The organism is Shewanella frigidimarina (assembly GCF_003797125.1).
Taxonomy (GTDB): domain Bacteria; phylum Pseudomonadota; class Gammaproteobacteria; order Enterobacterales; family Shewanellaceae; genus Shewanella; species Shewanella frigidimarina.
Genome location: NZ_RKKE01000003.1, coordinates 1 through 17,107 on the forward strand (window position 1 = coordinate 1; position 17,107 = coordinate 17,107).

Sequence of the window (17,107 nt, forward strand, 5' to 3'; positions counted from 1 at the left end):
AGCAAGGGCTTCTGAAAGTTCCATAAAAAAATCCGATAATAAAGATTATCGGATTTTCGCAGACTAGAAAGATCGGTCAACCGATCAGTTAAATTTTCTCGTTTTACCGCTTAACTGATCGGCATTAAGCTTGTTATCCCATATTATGTTTCTATCATGGGAATAGTATTTTTATAGACGTACAGCATTCAGTTACAGGAGTGAGTATGAAAACAATCGGTATGATAGGTGGTATGAGTTGGGAGTCGACACTCAATTATTACAAAGCCATTAATCAAGGTGTTAAGTCTGCATTAGGTGGACTGCATTCGGCCAAAATTTGTTTATACAGTGTCGATTTTGCTGAAATAGAAACCCTGCAACATAAAGGATTGTGGCACGATACCGCGATTCATTTGACCACAGCCGCTAAAGCGGTTGAAGCTGGCGGGGCAGACTTCTTATTGATTTGTACCAATACCATGCACAAAGTGGCTGATGATATCCAAGCACAAATCTCGATACCTATTTTGCATATTGCAGATGCCACAGCGGAGGTGTTGTTAGCCGATGGGATCAGTAAAGTCGGCCTACTGGGAACGCGCTTTACCATGGAACAGGACTTTTATAAGCAACGGATAAGTGATAACTATCCCATTGAGGTACTGGTTCCTTCACCACACGAGCAAACTTTAATTCATGACGTGATATATCAAGAGCTATGTCTGGGCACGATAAATCCGCAATCACGACAATGCTATCTTGGCATTATTGATAAATTATATGAGCAAGGGGCTGAGGCGGTGGTTTTAGGTTGTACAGAGATAGCCCTATTAGTGCAGCAACAACATACGCATGTTCCTTTGTATGATACGACTCAAATTCATGCCAATAAGGCCGTTATGCTGGCCTTAGCTAAGTAACCTCAACTCGGGATAATAAACGGATATCAAACAGTCCTTTGTCTCGCTAACTGAGTTGAATAGCCATAGGTTCATTTTCGGTGGGAATGTTAAGACAAAAAAACGCCTTACAATATTGTAAGGCGTAATGTTTAAAGCTTACTGCTTATTTTAGAATCGACTAGTCTTTATAAGCTCGGCCATAGAAGCTGTCTAATAGCACTTGTTTAAGCTCTTTAATCAACGGGTAACGTGGATTGGCACCAGTACATTGATCATCAAATGCATCTTCAGCAAGTTCATCCAGTTTGGCGATAAAATCTGCTTCATTAACACCAGCATCCTGAATTGATGCAGGGATACCAATGGTTGTTTTCAGCTGTTCGATTTTTTCAATCAGTTTTTCAACTTTTTGAGCATCAGTTTTACCACCTAGCTTTAAATAATCTGCAATGGCAGCATAACGACACAACGCTTTAGGACGGTCGTATTGACTAAACGCTGCTTGCTTAGTTGGCATATCTGTCGCGTTAAAGCGGATCACGTTAGAGATTAGTAGTGCATTAGCCAAACCGTGAGCTAAGTGGAATTCGGCACCTAATTTGTGCGCCATTGAGTGACAAACGCCTAAGAATGCGTTGGCAAAAGCAATACCGGCTATGGTGGCACCATTATGGACTTTTTCACGAGCGACTGGTGCTTTGGCACCAAATTCATAAGAGTCCGGTAGGTACTTAAACAATAGGTCTAATGCTTGTAGTGCTTGGCCATCACTGTATTCGTTTGCCATTACACTCACATAAGCTTCTAACGCATGTGTGACAGCATCAATACCACCAAAAGCGGTCAATGATTTTGGCATGTCCATGACTAAGTTAGGATCAACAATCGCCATGTTCGGCGTTAATTGATAGTCAGCAATAGGGTATTTCTTTCCGGTTACTTCATCGGTTACCACGGCAAAAGGAGTCACTTCTGATCCTGTACCTGAGGTTGTCGGAATGGCAACCATTTGAGCTTTAACACCCATTTTAGGGAATTTGTAAATACGTTTACGAATATCCATGAAACGCAGTGCTAAATCAGCAAAATCAACCTCAGGGTGTTCGTACATAACCCAAATGATTTTCGCTGCATCCATTGGTGAGCCACCACCTAACGCGATAATGACGTCCGGTTGGAAGCTTTGCGCAACTTTAGCACCTTGACGAACAATAGCTAAGGTTGGGTCGGCTTCTACCTCGTAGAACACTTCGGTTTCAAGCCCTTGTGCTTTAAGAATTTTTAAGGTTTCATTACAGTAACCGTTATTAAATAAGAACTTGTCAGTGATGATCAACGCGCGTTTTTTATCACTTAATTCTTCAAGTGCTATTGGTAAGCTACCGCGACGGAAATAAATAGATGATGGAAGCTTATGCCACAACATGTTCTCAGCCCTCTTAGCGACCATTTTTTTATTGATTAAATGACTTGGGCCGACGTTCTCAGAAATTGAATTACCGCCCCATGAACCACAACCTAGTGTTAACGATGGTGCTAGCTTGAAATTATATAAGTCACCGATACCACCTTGTGAAGCAGGTGTGTTAATCAAAATACGGGCTGTTTTCATTCTAAAACCAAAGGCTTTAACGCGTTCATCTTGGGTGTCTTGATCGGTATACAAACCAGATGTATGGCCAATACCACCCAAGGTGACTAAAGCTTCCGCTTTGTCCATTGCCTCATTAAAGTCTTTTGCTTTATACATCCCTAATAACGGGGATAATTTCTCGTGAGCAAAGGCTTCAGCATCATTAATGTCAGTTACTTCACCGATAAGCACTTTGGTGGTACTAGGCACTTCAAAACCTGCCATTGCAGCTATAGACACTGCACTTTGGCCAACGATATCAGCATTAAGGCCGCCGTTTTTAAGGATCACACTCTGCATGGCTGCGGTTTCAGCTTTAGATAGAATATGACCACCGTGGCTGATAAAACGCTCTTTAACTTGCTTATAAATGCTGTCTACTACAATTACCGCTTGTTCAGATGCACACACCACACCATTGTCGAAAGTCTTTGACATTAATATAGAGCTTACCGCGCGTTTGATGTCTGCGGTCTCATCGATAACGATAGGTGTATTACCAGCACCAACACCAATGGCAGGTTTACCAGATGAATAGGCCGCTTTAACCATGCCTGGTCCACCAGTGGCTAAAATGAGGTTAACTTTCGCATGAGTCATTAACTGATTAGACAAGGCAACACTAGGTTGATCAATCCAGCCAATAATATCTTTGGGAGCACCTGCTGCAACGGCTGCATCTAAAACAATTCTAGCTGCCGTTGTGGTTGAGTTTTTAGCTCTTGGGTGCGGCGAAAAAATAATGCCATTACGGGTTTTTAAGCTAATAAGCGCTTTAAAAATAGCAGTAGAAGTAGGGTTAGTTGTTGGGACAATACCGCAAATAATACCTACAGGCTCTGCAATGGTAATGGTACCGAAGGTTAAGTCCTCAGATAAAATACCGCAGGTTTTTTCATCTTTGTATTTGTTATAAATGTATTCAGATGCAAAGTGGTTTTTAATCACTTTATCTTCTAATACACCCATCCCCGTTTCTGTTACGGCCATCTTCGCCAGAGATATGCGCGCATCTGCTGCAGCTAAGGCTGCCGCTCTAAAGATAGTATCAACTTTTTCTTGGCTAAAATTGGCAAACTCGGCTTGGGCTTTGGCCACGCGCTCAACTAATAAATCAAGCTCTTGTGTATTGGTGACTGTCATAGTGGTTTCCTTTAAAAATATTCAACAAATCAGTTTTGCAAAATATTCTTTGTAAATAAAATTACAACTTTAATGGGGTATTTGCTGTGATGGTGACCACAAATGCATAACTAAATGTAATTTTATTACAACAACAGGTTGTTTTGTGAACATAAACTCTATTGTTGAATATCTAACATCTGCTTATCCTAGTACGTAAACATGACGAAAATGGTTGCAACTCATTATTCAAATCTGTTTATATCAGCCCTGTAATGAAAATATTTGGTGCATGATGCCATTAAGCCATCTTAAGTTTTTGTTAACAGTTTGATGACGTTAGGGTCTTTTTCAATTGTTCCACATTGAAAATAGTCTATTTTTTTAGCTATTTGGTTGTTTAATTAATAGGTTGAATCACTTTGTTTAAAATATTCTATTGAATTTAAACAACATTTTATGATCGTGTTATGTGCATAAGCAATGGCTAAAGCTCGTTTTGCTTATTTAATTAGAGAATTGTGATTGACATCAATATTTATAAAGGTAATACGCTCACAGAACGGGCTTGTGTATGTTTTTTGGAGACGTTTATTCTACTTGAGTAACGAGGTGGTTTATTCAAAATCTAGATGTATTGGCTTCTAAATCAATATCGATCACTGGTGGGTTATAAAATCCAACTATGAAACGTGGCTAAGTATGCGGTGTGAAAATCTACAATTTACGTTATTTGTGTAATGTGCTTGATACCGTCGGCGCCGAAGATAGCTTGATAGTGTCGTTACAGGAACAATTCTGCAGTGATTGGTAAGGCCTGAGATTTATGGACCGTAATCCTCGTGTTGATGCAAGCAGTGAATATTAATATGTGTGTTTATTGTGTGTAGGCTTAAGAGAGAAGAGTGGGGAAGGTTGTGCTATTTCCCTATATCTAACCCGTTAGCGCTTGGTTGTTATAACCAAGCGCTTTTTTATGAAAATAAACAGGGCAATAAATGTTATTGCTCGCGACTTAACTCCATAATGCCAGCGGTTTTTGAACCAAATAATTGCTGATGTAAACGCCCAGCAAATTCATCGGTCATTCCAGAAATATAATCAGCAATCACCCGCATTGGATTATTATTGGCATTCCGCTCTGCTAACCATCGGTCCCGAGTATTAATCGGTAACAGACGTTCAGGATCCGAGGCAAACGCTTCAAACAATTCCATCACAATCTGTTGGCCTTTGTATTCCAACATCTGGATTTCAGGTTTACGAATAACATACTTAAATACTAATTGTTTCAGTACGTGTAATGCTGCAGCAAAGTCTGGCTCTAATTCGGCATTAAATTTCAGTAAGTCTTCGTCAAATTGCGAATTGGTGCTAATGCCAATCGCGGTGACGAAACCGTTGACCAAGGTACCGATGGCATCTTTGCGTAAATGATGTTCATGAGAGAATAGCTTGTCACCAATGTTAGCGATTTCCGATATCAGCCATTGATCTTTTATTTCAGTTAACTGCTCAACCACATCGCGCTGCCATTGATGTTGGTTAACAATCCCCATGACAATAGCATCTTCGAGATCATGTACGGCATAAGCAATGTCATCGGCTAATTCCATAATCGAGCAATCAAATGATTTATAGCGCGTTTTTAAATGGGGATAATCTACATGTGTATGGCTTTGTTCACTGCTGATAAACAACTGCCTATCCGATGCTGATAATGCTGCTAATACCCAATCAATAATGGGCATATCATCATCAAACAATCCTTTTACAGGTGGCCATTCTGAGGGTTTTAATTGGCGATGGTTGGCAATGTCGGGCCTAAGCTGATCGATATACAATTGCGAATAAGTTGCTGGGTATTTCATTACCCCAAGCAAAGTACGCCGAGTAAGGTTCATCCCCCATGAAGGGGTATAGGGTTCTAAACGAGTTAAAATTCGAAAAGTTTGCCCGTTGCCTTCAAAGCCACCGTGATGGCGCATCATGTAATTTAATGCGACTTCACCGCCGTGGCCAAAAGGTGGATGACCGATGTCGTGAGCCAAACAAATTGATTCAATGAGGCTCATTGAATTGAGTAAATACCTAAGGTCCGGATATTTTCGACGCAGCTGAGCAGTTATGCCGGTACCAATTTGTGATACTTCTAATGAATGCGTTAGCCGTGTACGATAAAAGTCATTCATGCCAACACCAAGCACTTGCGTTTTGGCTTGAAGCCGACGAAATGCTGCTGAATGTAGAATACGTGCGCGGTCACGCTGATATGGGCTGCGATGATCATTACGGCGCTGTTTATCTTCACCGAGTAAACGTTGCTGCCAACGACTGTTCTGTTCTGTATTACTGGACTCGATGGTGTTATCAGGCATAAAATTCCTTTACAACATTTGATTAATTTCGTCTAAATTCAAGGTGAAACTTGGAATAAAACAATCACGGAAATAACCTACTGCAGGGTTAGGGTTGTCGTCTAACATTTGTTCTAAACGTTTACGGGCACTATTAAATTCACTGTTACCGGCTTTTTGTTCTTCTAAACACTTTAAATATGCGCAGAGAGTATCAGCAGCTTTCACAATGGCTTTGTATTGTGGATCCGCTGCTTCACTGATAAACAGGCTGCGGTAATCGTCTTTAAACTCATCAGGTACCATTTCTAACATTCTCTGTTCAGCAATGGCTTCGATCTTTTTATATTCGGCTTCAATTTCTTTATTAAAGTATTTTACTGGAGTGGGTAAATCGCCAGTTAAAATCTCGCTAGCATCATGATAGATGGCAATGGTTGCTGCTTCATTAGCGTCTAAGTTGGTAGCGAATTTTTTATTACTGATAATTACTAAAGCGTGAGCGACCATCGCCACTTGTAGTGAATGCTCTTGAACGTTTTCGCGGCGTACATTATGCATTAACGGCCAACGTTGGATCAGTTTCATTCGAGATAAATGGGCAAATAAATGACTCATGAGACTCCTTACTGCGCTCAATAGTTTGTCTCAGCTTACATGAGCTTTTCAATAAAAAAAAGCGACTGTTCAGTCGCTTAGTATTTTATTAGTGAGATATCTCGTTAAGGTGCTATTGACGATAGTCTTCTAAAAACTCACCGAACTCAGTGAGCGCTTTAGCCAAGTCTTCTTTATGGGGTAAAAAAACCACTCTAAGGTGATCTGGCTCAGGCCAGTTAAAGGCAGTTCCTTGTACTAACAGAATTTTTTTGGTTTTTAACAAATCAAGCACCAAACGTTCATCATCACGTAAATTAAACTTTTTCATGTCTAATTTCGGGAATGCGTACAAGGCTCCTTTAGGTTTTTTACAGCTTACCCCAGGAATTTGATTAAGCAATTCATACACCGCATCGCGTTGTATGGTTAAGCGGCCGTTAGGTAATATGAGCTCATTAATTGACTGATAACCGCCTAATGCCGTTTGAATGGCATGTTGATTGGGTACATTGGCACACAGACGCATAGACGCCAGCATTTCTAAGCCTTCAATGTAACTTTTGGCCGCTTTTAAATTACCCGACAACATCATCCAACCAACACGGAAACCTGCTGCGCGATAGGCTTTAGATAAACCATTAAAGGTAATGGTTAAAATGTCGTCAGATAAACCAGCGGCAGGAATATGTTTGGCTTCGTCGTATAAAATTTTATCGTAAATTTCATCAGCGAATAATATTAAATCGTGTTGACGACATAGCTCAACAACCTCTAACAACAATTCTTTACTGTAAACAGCGCCAGTTGGATTGTTTGGGTTGATTATCACAATCGCACGTGTGCGGCTGCTTATTTTACTTTTAATATCGTCTAAGTCTGGAAACCAATCGGCTTCTTCATCACAACGATAATGGACTGCTTTACCGCCAGCAAGGTTTGCTGCAGCTGTCCATAACGGATAATCAGGTGATGGGATGAGCACTTCGTCATCGGTGTTAAGCAGCCCTTGCATGGCCATTACGATTAATTCAGAGACACCATTGCCGATATAGATATCTTCAATATCAACACCAAAAATACCTTGAGCTTGGTAATGCTGCACAATGGCTTTACGCGCAGAGAATAAGCCTTTTGACTCGCAGTAACCTTGGGCGCTGGGTAAGTTTAAAATAACGTCTCGAACGATTTCTTCTGGGGCTTCAAATCCAAAGGGGGCAGGGTTGCCGATATTAAGCTTTAAAATACGATGACCTTCGTCTTCTAAACGACGGGCCTCTTTATGTACAGGTCCGCGGATGTCATAACAAACGGAATCAAGCTTATTGGATTTGATAATGGGTCGCATACTACTACTCTCGATAACTAAATACGGCTTAAGTTAGCGAACCATAACGAATTTATCGGCATTGTGAAAGAGGCAAACAAGTAAAATGAATAATAATATTAGTGTTAAATGCTGATTTGATAGATGAATTAGTCTTTGCTTTAGTGTTTTATGCTGTTTATTGGTTGTCATTCAGAGTGAAACAGGTGTTTTATAACAAAAAAGCCAGCACTAAGTGCTGGCTTTTGCTGAGTTGACTTGTGTTATTACTATTTTACTAATAACTCAAGTTAACGGGCGATTAAACGCGCTTCTTGAACTCGCCTGTACGAGTATCAATTTCAATCTTGTCACCCACTTTAACAAAATCAGCGACGGTAACAGTACCACCACCGGTAATGGTAGCTGGCTTCATTACTTTGCCTGAAGTGTCACCACGAGCAGAAGGCTCGGTGTAGATAACTTCACGAACAATGTGCACTGGTAATTCAACAGAAATAGCCTTGCCTTCATAGAAGGTCACTTGGCAAACGTCTTCCATACCATCAATGATATAGTCAGCAGCATCACCTAAGTTGTCAGCTTCTACATCATACTGGTTGTATTCTTCATCCATGAATACATACATAGGGTCAGCGAAGTATGAGTAAGTACAATCAAGACGTTCTAAAATAATATCGTCTAATTTGTCTTCACCTTTGAAGGTTTGTTCAGTACCAGAATCTAGCAATACGTTCTTTAATTTTAACTTAACGATTGCAGCGTTACGGCCAGAACGAGTTGTTTCAGTCTTCTGAACAACCCATGGGCTGCCATCTAACATGATCACGTTACCAGGACGGATTTCATGAGCAGTTTTCATTTCACTATTTCCTATATATTTAGACTTTTTTTATTTATAGAGCAGTATCTTAGCTATTGTTAACGAATTGAACTAGTCGACTCGCAAGATCTGCTTCATTTAACGCGTTAATTGGCCATTCAATAGCATGTTGCATTAAAGACAAATTAACAGAATGTAATTGTTGCCAGTGCATTACTACTGCATTTGTATTCCCCTGGTTGAAGGCCAAATTCACCTCAGACCAAGTAGTAGCAATTTCTGGAGCAAGATTATCGCAGTAAATTTGCATAAAAGCTTGTAATTTTACCAAGTGATAATCATCTTCTTGAGGATAAATGTGCCATATGAAGGGTTTTGCAGCCCATTGAGCACGTAAAAACGAATCTTCACCCCGCACAATATTAAAATCACAGCTCCATAGCAAGCGATCGAAACCATTTTGATCGGTCATGGGTAATATATGTAGGGTTAAGTTACCTATTGTAAATTGTTGACCGGGTATCAAATCTTTAATGTCGCAGGGCAATATGCTCGTTAAGCTATGTAAACTACGTCCTTTAGGGATTAGAGCATGAATTGGGGTTTGAGATGCTTGCCATAATTCACACAACGCAGCTAAGGCTGGTGTTTCATAACTAAAGATACTGATAACCGTGTCTTCGGCATTTATCCCTTGTAAACCCAGCTTTTTGAACAACGCTAATTTATGTGTAGAGTCAGCTTGCCATTCGTCTCGTTGATTAAATAATTCACGCTCACAGATAAGCCCGCCAGTCTTAGGGGTAAAACCTGGGAAGTAGAACCACTTTTTAACTCCACTAGGTTGTGAAGAGGGCAACCCATGGCAACCCTCTACCCAATTTTCAGCACTGAGGTATTCAAGGTTTAACCAAGTAGGCGCTTGAGAAAGAGGGGGTTGATGCAATTGATTTATTATGGATTTTATTTGTGATGGTAATTCACAGGCAAATGCTTCAATAATGACGTTACCAGCAGTAAACTCTATATCTAATGGGTTATTCCATTGAAATATATTCACGCTATTGAATATTTGTTTCGACTTATGTGGATCTAGCATAGGTAAAATATGTGAGAAACTCAGCAAGTCATCGACCCATAAATTAATGGGGATGTCATATTCTGCTACCAATTGCTTAGCCAAACGCCAGGTGACACCTATGTCGCCATAGTTATCGACCACAGTACAAAAGATATCCCAATGATGATGTAATGGGTTGGAATTATTGACTGACATATTAATCGTTACTTAACCGTTAACCTAAACTATAGGCATAAAAAAGCGGCACTGAAGCCGCTTTGATTCACAAATCTAACTTGATGATGTGGATTAGTCTTCTAACTCAGCTAAACACATTTCTTCATAAATTTGCTTAACCCAGCCGTCAACACGTTCTTCGGTTAGCTCTGGCTGACGATCTTCGTCAATCCCTAAACCGACAAAGTGCTTGTCGTCTGCCATGCCTTTAGAGGCTTCGAAGTTGTAGCTTTCAGATGGCCAATGGCCAATGATAATACCGCCTCGAGCTTCAACAATGTCACGTACCATGCCCATCGCATCAAGGAAATATTCAGCATAATCTTCTTGGTCACCACAACCAAAAATAGCGACTAACTTATCGGTAAAGTCGATTTGCTCAAGCTCTGGGAAAAAGTCGTCCCAATCACACTGTGCTTCGCCGTAATACCATGTTGGAATACCAAACATAAGCAAATCGTATTCAGCAATTTGCTCCTTGGTGCTCTTCGCGATGTCTTTAACATCAAGCATGCTTTTACCCAGTTTTTTCTGGATCATTTTGGCTACAGCTTCGGTGTTGCCAGTGTCGCTACCGAAAAAAAGACCTACAGTTGCCATTGTCTATCCTTTAAATATCTAGTTCGCGTTGTGCGATGTTCTAAAAAGTCTCAGTTGTCGAGTTGCTGTTGCAGAATAAATTCGATTAACTGGCTACGGCTGATGTTACTGTTCAAAGCTTGTTGGTTCAAGGCATCATACAAATCTTGTGACACCTTTAGCTCTATTCGCTTTAAACCGTTAGCGCGATCACGCTGAATTTGGTTACGCTTATTGATCTTTAATTGCTGCTCCCGAGAAAGAGGGTTACTTCTCGGACGCCCACGGCGAGTTTCTGCGGCAAAAAGGTCAATAGTCGTTCTATCTGTTGTTTCTTTTGCCATTGTACTCTTTAACCGATCCCAGAGCCTTCCCAGGTCATCTGAATAATACCTTTTGCAATAAACCCGGCGCAGCCGAGAAATAACACTGCCCAAACAATATATCGACCAAATTTAGGGACTTCACCTTGTTTAAGCACATCATGGATAGCCATGCCGATAAAAAAGAATATCGATGCAAAAAACAAGTTTAAGCCTACAACTTCAATTTGTTCCATGTATTGGTTTAACATACTTCTACCTTCGCTATTGAGTGTCTGGCGAAAAGAGGGCGCGAATATATCACATCACGATACAATCGGCTATGTTCAAAAAGGTAAATATTAAAAATTTACCCTTGGTTTTGTTCAATAAACTCAGACACGATGCGATTAAATATCTCAGGTTTTTGTGCGTGTAACCAATGGCCTGTACCGTTCAATGTTTTTGCACTGGCTTGTGGAAATTGGCGCATGATTTCATCTCGATGCTCAGCAGTGACATAATTGGACTCACCGCCACGGATAAATAGTGCGGGTTTATCAAAATGATCGTTGCCGGTTAAAGGCAAATCCCAACCGATAATACGGTCGTAAGATTCGATTAGCCCAGTTAAATTCATTTTCCACTCAAAGCCGCTGTCGGTGCGTTGCAAATTCTTTAGTAAGAACTGAGATGTCGGCTCATCAATACCGGCGTTGATCAAATGTGCTAGGGCAGACTTTCGAGTTGTATCGCTGTTTAATACTAAACTGGTTAGGCCTGCAAACACGGTTTGATGTCTTGGGCTATACGCTACCGGTGCGATATCTGCAATCACTAAGCTTTTAATACGTTCGGGGTGTAAAAGTGCCATTGCCATCGCAATTTTTCCGCCCATAGAATGGCCGACCACATGGGCTTGTTTGATGTGTAAATCATCGAGTACATCAATCATGGCATCAGCAAGTTGGGGGTAATCCATGTTGTCCCAATGCTCGCTTAACCCATGATTAGGCACATCAACCCGTATGACTTGATGTTGCTGCTGAAGCACACTGCCGAGATTTTTTAGATTATCAAGATTGCCAAAAAGCCCATGAATAAGTAGGACAGCTTCACCTTGACCAGAAGATACATAATGCATAACGCAACAAACTCATTGGAACAATTAATGTGGAAGATTCTGCTGCAATGCGTCAGTCAAATCAAGTTTTGCAGACTCTCGCCGCCATAGTTGCTGATATTTTAAACTGCTTTTAATAAAAACTTGGTAATATCGTCCATTTAATGATTTTGCCACTTTATTAGTAGGTTAAGCATGGCTTACACTGAAGCAATATTTTTTTGATCGCATTAATGCTAATTTGATCTGCGATCCCGACTTACCTGATGCCAATTTAATCTTGGCTACAGTAATGACAAGACTGATAGAAAAAGGATGACTCTGATGAAATACATTGAAATTGACGAAGAACTTTATCGCTTTATTGCCAGTAAAACTGAACGCATCGGCGAAAGCGCTTCCGATATTTTGCGTCGTTTATTGAACTTGTCAGTCGAAAATGTCGATGTAAGCTTACCGACAGACATTAGTCACCCAAGTTTAGAATCGCAATCGCCAGTGAATCGTCATCCCGTTTTTGATCAAGCCAAAGCGGCTGTAGAAAAAGTCATCGCTGATCAAAATAGCGCAAATAAGCATTATCCTGTAGATGAAGACATTGCAACGTCAACCAGTAATGATTTTGATGCCATGGTTAGCGAGCACTTATTGAGCCAACAGAAAGGTGCCGTCGGGCGTTTTATGTATTTATTATCCAGTCTTGAATCCACTGCTGGCAGTGATTTTGACAAAGTGCTTAATGTTCAAGGCAAAGGACGTTTGTATTTTGCCCGTTCTAAACAGGCTTTATTAAATTCAAGTAAATCTTCTAATCCAAAAGAAATCGCGTCAAGTGGATTTTGGGTCACCACCAATAACAATACCGCCAAAAAACAAACCATCTTAACTGAGGTATTGGAACATTTAGGTTGTGACAGTGAAAGAGCGAAGAGCATCGCCGAACACATTTAACTTTTGAGTTTTGTCGAAAATTCCATTTTCATTTTACTAACTAGGAGACCATTCGTGGCCATTCATCAACGCGCAGGACAGCAAGCTTTACAAACGGATTTAGTGAATATTCCTAAATTGATGAGTCATTATTATCGCATTATTCCCAATGTGGAAGACGTGCAACAAAAAGTGACATTTGGTACATCGGGTCATCGAGGCAGTGCGTTTTTATCCAGTTTCAATCAAAATCACATTTGGGCCATTACCCAAGCTGTAGTCGATTATCGCCATTCAGCCAATATTAGCGGGCCAATGATTGTGGGGTTTGACACCCATGCTTTGTCTTATGCAGCATTTATGTCTGTGGTCGAAGTATTAACGGCTAACCAAGTTAAAATGTTAATTCAACAGCATGATGGTTTTACTCCAACACCAGTAGTGTCTCAAGCGATTGTTCGTGCAAACTCCTCAGCACCTGCTGCGTTAATCGATGGGTTAATTATTACTCCTTCGCACAATCCTCCACAAGATGGTGGCATTAAGTACAATCCACCTCATGGTGGCCCAGCTGAAGGTGAAATTACTAAACTCATCGAAACCAAAGCCAATGAATATTTAGCCAATCAGCTTTCAGGGGTTAAAAAAGTCAATTATGGCGTAGCGGTTAAGTCGGGTTGGATTGATGAAGTCGATTTTATTGCACCTTATGTTGAATCTCTTGCTGAAGTCATTGATATGGATGCCATTAAAAAAGCCAATATTCGTATAGGTGTCGATCCTCTGGGTGGTTCAGGTATTTATTACTGGGAAAAAATTGCCGCTAAATATGGTGTTGATATTACCTTAGTCAATGACAAAGTTGATCCCACATTTGGTTTTATGCCATTAGATAAAGACGGCAAAATTCGTATGGATTGCTCGTCTCCTTATGCAATGGCAGGTTTGTTAGCGTACAGCGAAGATTATGATTTGTGCGTCGGTAATGACCCGGATTATGACCGTCACGGTATTGTTTGCCCAGGCTTTGGGCTGATGAACCCTAATCATTATTTGGCAGTAGCGATAGAGTATTTAATGACTCATCGTCCGCAATGGTCTGAGTCACTGGCTGTGGGTAAAACCTTAGTATCGAGTGCAATGATTGATCGTGTGTGTAACGCCTTAGGTCGACAATGCTTAGAAGTGCCTGTGGGCTTTAAATGGTTTGTTGCTGGTTTAGCAAATAGCACGATTGCTTTTGGTGGCGAAGAAAGTGCTGGTGCAGCGTTTTTAAAACGTGACGGCAGTACCTGGTGTACTGATAAAGACGGCTTTATTTTAGCATTACTAGCGGCTGAGATTTTAGCCGTAACAGGCAAAACACCTGCACAACGCTATAAAGAGTTAACCGATCAATTTGGTGAAAGTTTTTACACTCGTATCGATAGTCCAATTAGTCTTAAGAAAAAAGCTAAGTTTGAACAGTTAAATCGTGACAGCTTTACCGACACAGAATTAGCGGGTGAGGCGATTACAGCAATATTAAGTCATGCACCAGGTAATAATGCTGCGATAGGTGGTATTAAAGTGACCACTGAGAATGGCTGGTTTGCTGCGCGTCCATCGGGTACTGAAGCCTTATTTAAAATCTATGCTGAAAGCTTTATTAGTCAGCAACATTTGGATGAGATTATTGCTCAAGCGCAGACAATGATTGATGGAGCATTAAAAAATTAATTATTGATCAAATCTGATTAAATTAAAGTTTACAAAAAAGCACTGATTATTCAGTGTTTTTTTGTTTCGAAAAGAAATAGAGTTGCCATCACATTGATAGAAATAGCTATAGTAATGGAGTTGCTTTACACCTTTTATATACATTACTTTTAATAAGAAAAGACTGCTGTGGACATGTTAGGTTTGTCCATTTTTGCTATTAACAAGTAAGCGGAGTAGTTCTAAAAATTACTTATGAAGTAACCATAAAACGCTATATTTAATATTTGCTGTTATCGACTTACAAAAGTTATCGTAATATTAATTCTGATTTTCGAATATGTATATCACAAACTACCTAAATTTTTATTTTATCAATCATATTGTCTTCTTATTGATAGAATTTCTGTGAGTTGAAGGGTAAATTTTACAAACGGTGCATTTCTTGCAGAAAGTTATATTAGATAATGCGCTAATTTTGTTTGTTAATTGTTTATATCTCAGTCTGTGTATATTTGTGAACTATGTATTAACAATCAGATGTAGCTAATTTGAGTCAAGTGTTCAAAATGAGAAAATTTGTTAATTTATTTTCTCATTTTAAGAATTCTTAATTACCGATGTAACAAAAATACATCAGCTCATCGTGCTAATTAACTGAGAAAACAGCAATGAATACTATTAATTCTTTATTTCGACGAATAAAAATTTCAAGTCGGTTATTACTAATGCTCTGTATTGCAGGTCTTGCTACTATCGTTATGTTCTTGTTTTCACTAAATAATATGGATAACTTATTGCATAAAGAGAAGCAGCAAAAGTTAATCGCATTAGTGGACGTTGCTGAAGCGATTGTGACTCAATACTACACTCTTTCTCAAAATGGCGTCATGTCTGAGGAAGATGCCAAATCAGCGGCATTAGGGGCGTTAAATGACATACGCTATGAGGGTAAAGAGTATTATTTGACCCAAAGTATTGAAGGCGTGATGTTACAGCATCCATTTGCGGCCAAAATTGTTGGTGTCAATGTAATAAACATGAAAGATCCTACTGGGCTTTTGATAACAAAAGAATTTATAAAACAATCTGCTAATAATAAATATGGCACTGTGTACTACATGTGGAATAAACCGAATGAAAAAGTGTCTAGTCCTAAAGTATCAATTGTAAAACGCTTTGAGCCTTGGGGGTGGATGATTGGAACCGGTATTTTTATCGATGATATTGAACAAGATAAACTTGCTTTTTCGAAGGAATATCTACTTGTAACTATTATCGTTGGTTTGCCAGTATTATTGTTACTTATCATCATTTCAAGAAGTATCACCGTTCCCTTACAACAAACCATATCTGCTTTTGAAAACATTGCTCGAGGCGAGGGGGATTTAACCTTGCGCTTGTCAGAATCAGGGAATGATGAACTAAAACAGTTTGCTGGTTATTTTAATATTTTTGTGACTAAAATTCAGACATTAGTGAAAGAGGTCTCAAAATCTGGGGCTCATAGCCGTGACCTTGCCTTAGCGTTAGAAAATATCTCCTCCGAAGCGAATACGATAACGCATAATATGCAACGTGAAACCGAAAGCGCAGCAACGGCGATTCATGAAATGTCTATGGCTGCTTCTGAGGTTGCAGCTAATGCACAAAATGCAGCGGATAGTGCAAATATTGCTAATGATGAAGCTGATAAAACTAACAGTGTAGTAGATTTAGCAGTAGTGAAAATCAATGGTTTATCTGAAGAGCTGTTAATCACCACCGATGCTGCGGAAGAGTTACAAACTAACTTTGCAAAAATAGGTACTATTTTAGACGTTATCATTAGTATTGCTGCACAAACTAATCTACTTGCTTTGAATGCTGCGATTGAAGCCGCCAGAGCTGGTGACGCTGGTAGAGGATTCTCTGTTGTTGCTGATGAGGTACGTTCTTTAGCGAGTAGAACACATGAATCTACTCAGCAGATCGACAGCATAATTGATGAGTTAAGAGAATCAGTTGAAAGTGTTAATACCTCCGTTGTTCGTGCCAGAACTCAATCATCAGAATCTGTAACGGAAACAATTAAAGTGGCAGATGCATTGGGTGTTATTAAGTCATCAATTAATCAGATATTAGAGATGAATATTCATATTGCTTCAGCGACAGAGCAACAGAGTGCTGTGATAACTGAATTGAATATTAATGTTACTCGCATTAGCGATATATCTGTTGATAATCTGAAGAAAAGTGATGAGATTTTTTCAACAAGTGAAAAAATTAAAAATGGCTATAAAGATTTAGACTTACTCATTTCGACATTTAAAGTGTAACAGCTAACTAAATGACTAAGGTTATTAACAAACCTGATATTGGCTTTGTTACATGATAAACAATCTAAATAGAAAGCCGTGACAATTAAAATGTCACGGCTTATATGTGGTTAATTT

The 17,107-nt window shown here is 39.6% G+C and carries 14 protein-coding genes; 4 read left to right on the forward strand and 10 right to left on the reverse strand.

The features are described from left to right. The first annotated feature begins 206 nt into the window (after positions 1 to 206). Positions 207 to 902: an aspartate/glutamate racemase family protein gene (locus tag EGC86_RS09560; RefSeq protein WP_123777380.1), complete on the forward strand. Its 696-nt coding sequence runs from the start codon at positions 207 to 209 to the stop codon at positions 900 to 902. 160 nt (positions 903 to 1,062) lie between these two features. Here the strand turns inward: EGC86_RS09560 and adhE are convergent, their stop codons facing one another. The 10 genes from adhE to EGC86_RS09610 all read right to left on the reverse strand — a co-directional run bounded on the left by adhE (position 1,063) and on the right by EGC86_RS09610 (position 12,065). After that, positions 1,063 to 3,660: a bifunctional acetaldehyde-CoA/alcohol dehydrogenase gene (gene adhE, locus EGC86_RS09565; RefSeq protein WP_011637360.1), complete on the reverse strand. Its 2,598-nt coding sequence runs from the start codon at positions 3,658 to 3,660 to the stop codon at positions 1,063 to 1,065. Positions 3,661 to 4,640: 980 nt separating this feature from the next. Next, a complete protein-coding gene (locus EGC86_RS09570) occupies positions 4,641 to 6,017 on the reverse strand; it encodes an anti-phage deoxyguanosine triphosphatase (protein WP_123777381.1) in 1,377 nt (458 codons plus the stop codon). 9 nt (positions 6,018 to 6,026) lie between these two features. Then, positions 6,027 to 6,614 carry a 5'-deoxynucleotidase gene (yfbR, locus tag EGC86_RS09575; protein ID WP_102037600.1) on the reverse strand — a complete coding sequence of 196 codons (588 nt, stop codon included), beginning with the start codon at positions 6,612 to 6,614 and terminating at the stop codon, positions 6,027 to 6,029. 112 nt (positions 6,615 to 6,726) lie between these two features. After that, positions 6,727 to 7,941, reverse strand: coding sequence for a pyridoxal phosphate-dependent aminotransferase (locus EGC86_RS09580; protein ID WP_011637368.1), 1,215 nt, complete (start codon positions 7,939 to 7,941; stop codon positions 6,727 to 6,729). Between the two features lie 280 nt (positions 7,942 to 8,221). Next, positions 8,222 to 8,782 carry an elongation factor P gene (efp, locus tag EGC86_RS09585; protein WP_011637369.1) on the reverse strand — a complete coding sequence of 187 codons (561 nt, stop codon included), beginning with the start codon at positions 8,780 to 8,782 and terminating at the stop codon, positions 8,222 to 8,224. 49 nt (positions 8,783 to 8,831) lie between these two features. Then, on the reverse strand, positions 8,832 to 10,019 hold the full coding sequence (earP, locus tag EGC86_RS09590) for an elongation factor P maturation arginine rhamnosyltransferase EarP (protein ID WP_123777382.1): 1,188 nt from the start codon (positions 10,017 to 10,019) through the stop codon (positions 8,832 to 8,834). Between the two features lie 93 nt (positions 10,020 to 10,112). Beyond that, on the reverse strand, positions 10,113 to 10,640 hold the full coding sequence (gene fldA, locus EGC86_RS09595; protein WP_011637371.1) for a flavodoxin FldA: 528 nt from the start codon (positions 10,638 to 10,640) through the stop codon (positions 10,113 to 10,115). A gap of 50 nt (positions 10,641 to 10,690) precedes the next feature. Next, positions 10,691 to 10,963 (reverse strand): LexA regulated protein, encoded by a 273-nt coding sequence (ybfE, locus tag EGC86_RS09600; protein WP_011637372.1) that lies wholly within the window; start codon positions 10,961 to 10,963, stop codon positions 10,691 to 10,693. Between the two features lie 8 nt (positions 10,964 to 10,971). Continuing rightward, on the reverse strand, positions 10,972 to 11,193 hold the full coding sequence (locus tag EGC86_RS09605; protein WP_011637373.1) for a DUF2788 domain-containing protein: 222 nt from the start codon (positions 11,191 to 11,193) through the stop codon (positions 10,972 to 10,974). A 98-nt stretch (positions 11,194 to 11,291) separates the two neighbouring features. Continuing rightward, positions 11,292 to 12,065 (reverse strand): alpha/beta fold hydrolase, encoded by a 774-nt coding sequence (locus EGC86_RS09610; protein ID WP_123777383.1) that lies wholly within the window; start codon positions 12,063 to 12,065, stop codon positions 11,292 to 11,294. A gap of 303 nt (positions 12,066 to 12,368) precedes the next feature. On the opposite strand from EGC86_RS09610, the gene seqA reads away from it, so the two are divergent. From seqA to EGC86_RS09625, 3 genes are all read left to right on the forward strand, one after another. Then, entirely contained in the window at positions 12,369 to 12,995 is a 627-nt protein-coding gene (seqA, locus tag EGC86_RS09615) for a replication initiation negative regulator SeqA (protein WP_123777384.1), read from the forward strand. A 54-nt stretch (positions 12,996 to 13,049) separates the two neighbouring features. Next, positions 13,050 to 14,693 carry a phosphoglucomutase (alpha-D-glucose-1,6-bisphosphate-dependent) gene (pgm, locus tag EGC86_RS09620; RefSeq protein WP_123777385.1) on the forward strand — a complete coding sequence of 548 codons (1,644 nt, stop codon included), beginning with the start codon at positions 13,050 to 13,052 and terminating at the stop codon, positions 14,691 to 14,693. A gap of 650 nt (positions 14,694 to 15,343) precedes the next feature. After that, positions 15,344 to 16,990, forward strand: coding sequence for a methyl-accepting chemotaxis protein (locus EGC86_RS09625; protein ID WP_123777386.1), 1,647 nt, complete (start codon positions 15,344 to 15,346; stop codon positions 16,988 to 16,990). Positions 16,991 to 17,107: the final 117 nt, after the last annotated feature.

What these genes read in the sequence shown, in the direction of transcription:
- EGC86_RS09560 (WP_123777380.1), top strand. Translation starts at nt 207, where the DNA reads ATGAAAACAATCGGTATGATAGGTGGTATGAGTTGGGAGTCGACACTC.
- adhE (WP_011637360.1), bottom strand. Translation starts at nt 3,660, where the DNA reads ATGACAGTCACCAATACACAAGAGCTTGATTTATTAGTTGAGCGCGTG.
- EGC86_RS09570 (WP_123777381.1), bottom strand. Translation starts at nt 6,017, where the DNA reads ATGCCTGATAACACCATCGAGTCCAGTAATACAGAACAGAACAGTCGT.
- yfbR (WP_102037600.1), bottom strand. Translation starts at nt 6,614, where the DNA reads ATGAGTCATTTATTTGCCCATTTATCTCGAATGAAACTGATCCAACGT.
- EGC86_RS09580 (WP_011637368.1), bottom strand. Translation starts at nt 7,941, where the DNA reads ATGCGACCCATTATCAAATCCAATAAGCTTGATTCCGTTTGTTATGAC.
- efp (WP_011637369.1), bottom strand. Translation starts at nt 8,782, where the DNA reads ATGAAAACTGCTCATGAAATCCGTCCTGGTAACGTGATCATGTTAGAT.
- earP (WP_123777382.1), bottom strand. Translation starts at nt 10,019, where the DNA reads ATGTCAGTCAATAATTCCAACCCATTACATCATCATTGGGATATCTTT.
- fldA (WP_011637371.1), bottom strand. Translation starts at nt 10,640, where the DNA reads ATGGCAACTGTAGGTCTTTTTTTCGGTAGCGACACTGGCAACACCGAA.
- ybfE (WP_011637372.1), bottom strand. Translation starts at nt 10,963, where the DNA reads ATGGCAAAAGAAACAACAGATAGAACGACTATTGACCTTTTTGCCGCA.
- EGC86_RS09605 (WP_011637373.1), bottom strand. Translation starts at nt 11,193, where the DNA reads ATGTTAAACCAATACATGGAACAAATTGAAGTTGTAGGCTTAAACTTG.
- EGC86_RS09610 (WP_123777383.1), bottom strand. Translation starts at nt 12,065, where the DNA reads ATGCATTATGTATCTTCTGGTCAAGGTGAAGCTGTCCTACTTATTCAT.
- seqA (WP_123777384.1), top strand. Translation starts at nt 12,369, where the DNA reads ATGAAATACATTGAAATTGACGAAGAACTTTATCGCTTTATTGCCAGT.
- EGC86_RS09625 (WP_123777386.1), top strand. Translation starts at nt 15,344, where the DNA reads ATGAATACTATTAATTCTTTATTTCGACGAATAAAAATTTCAAGTCGG.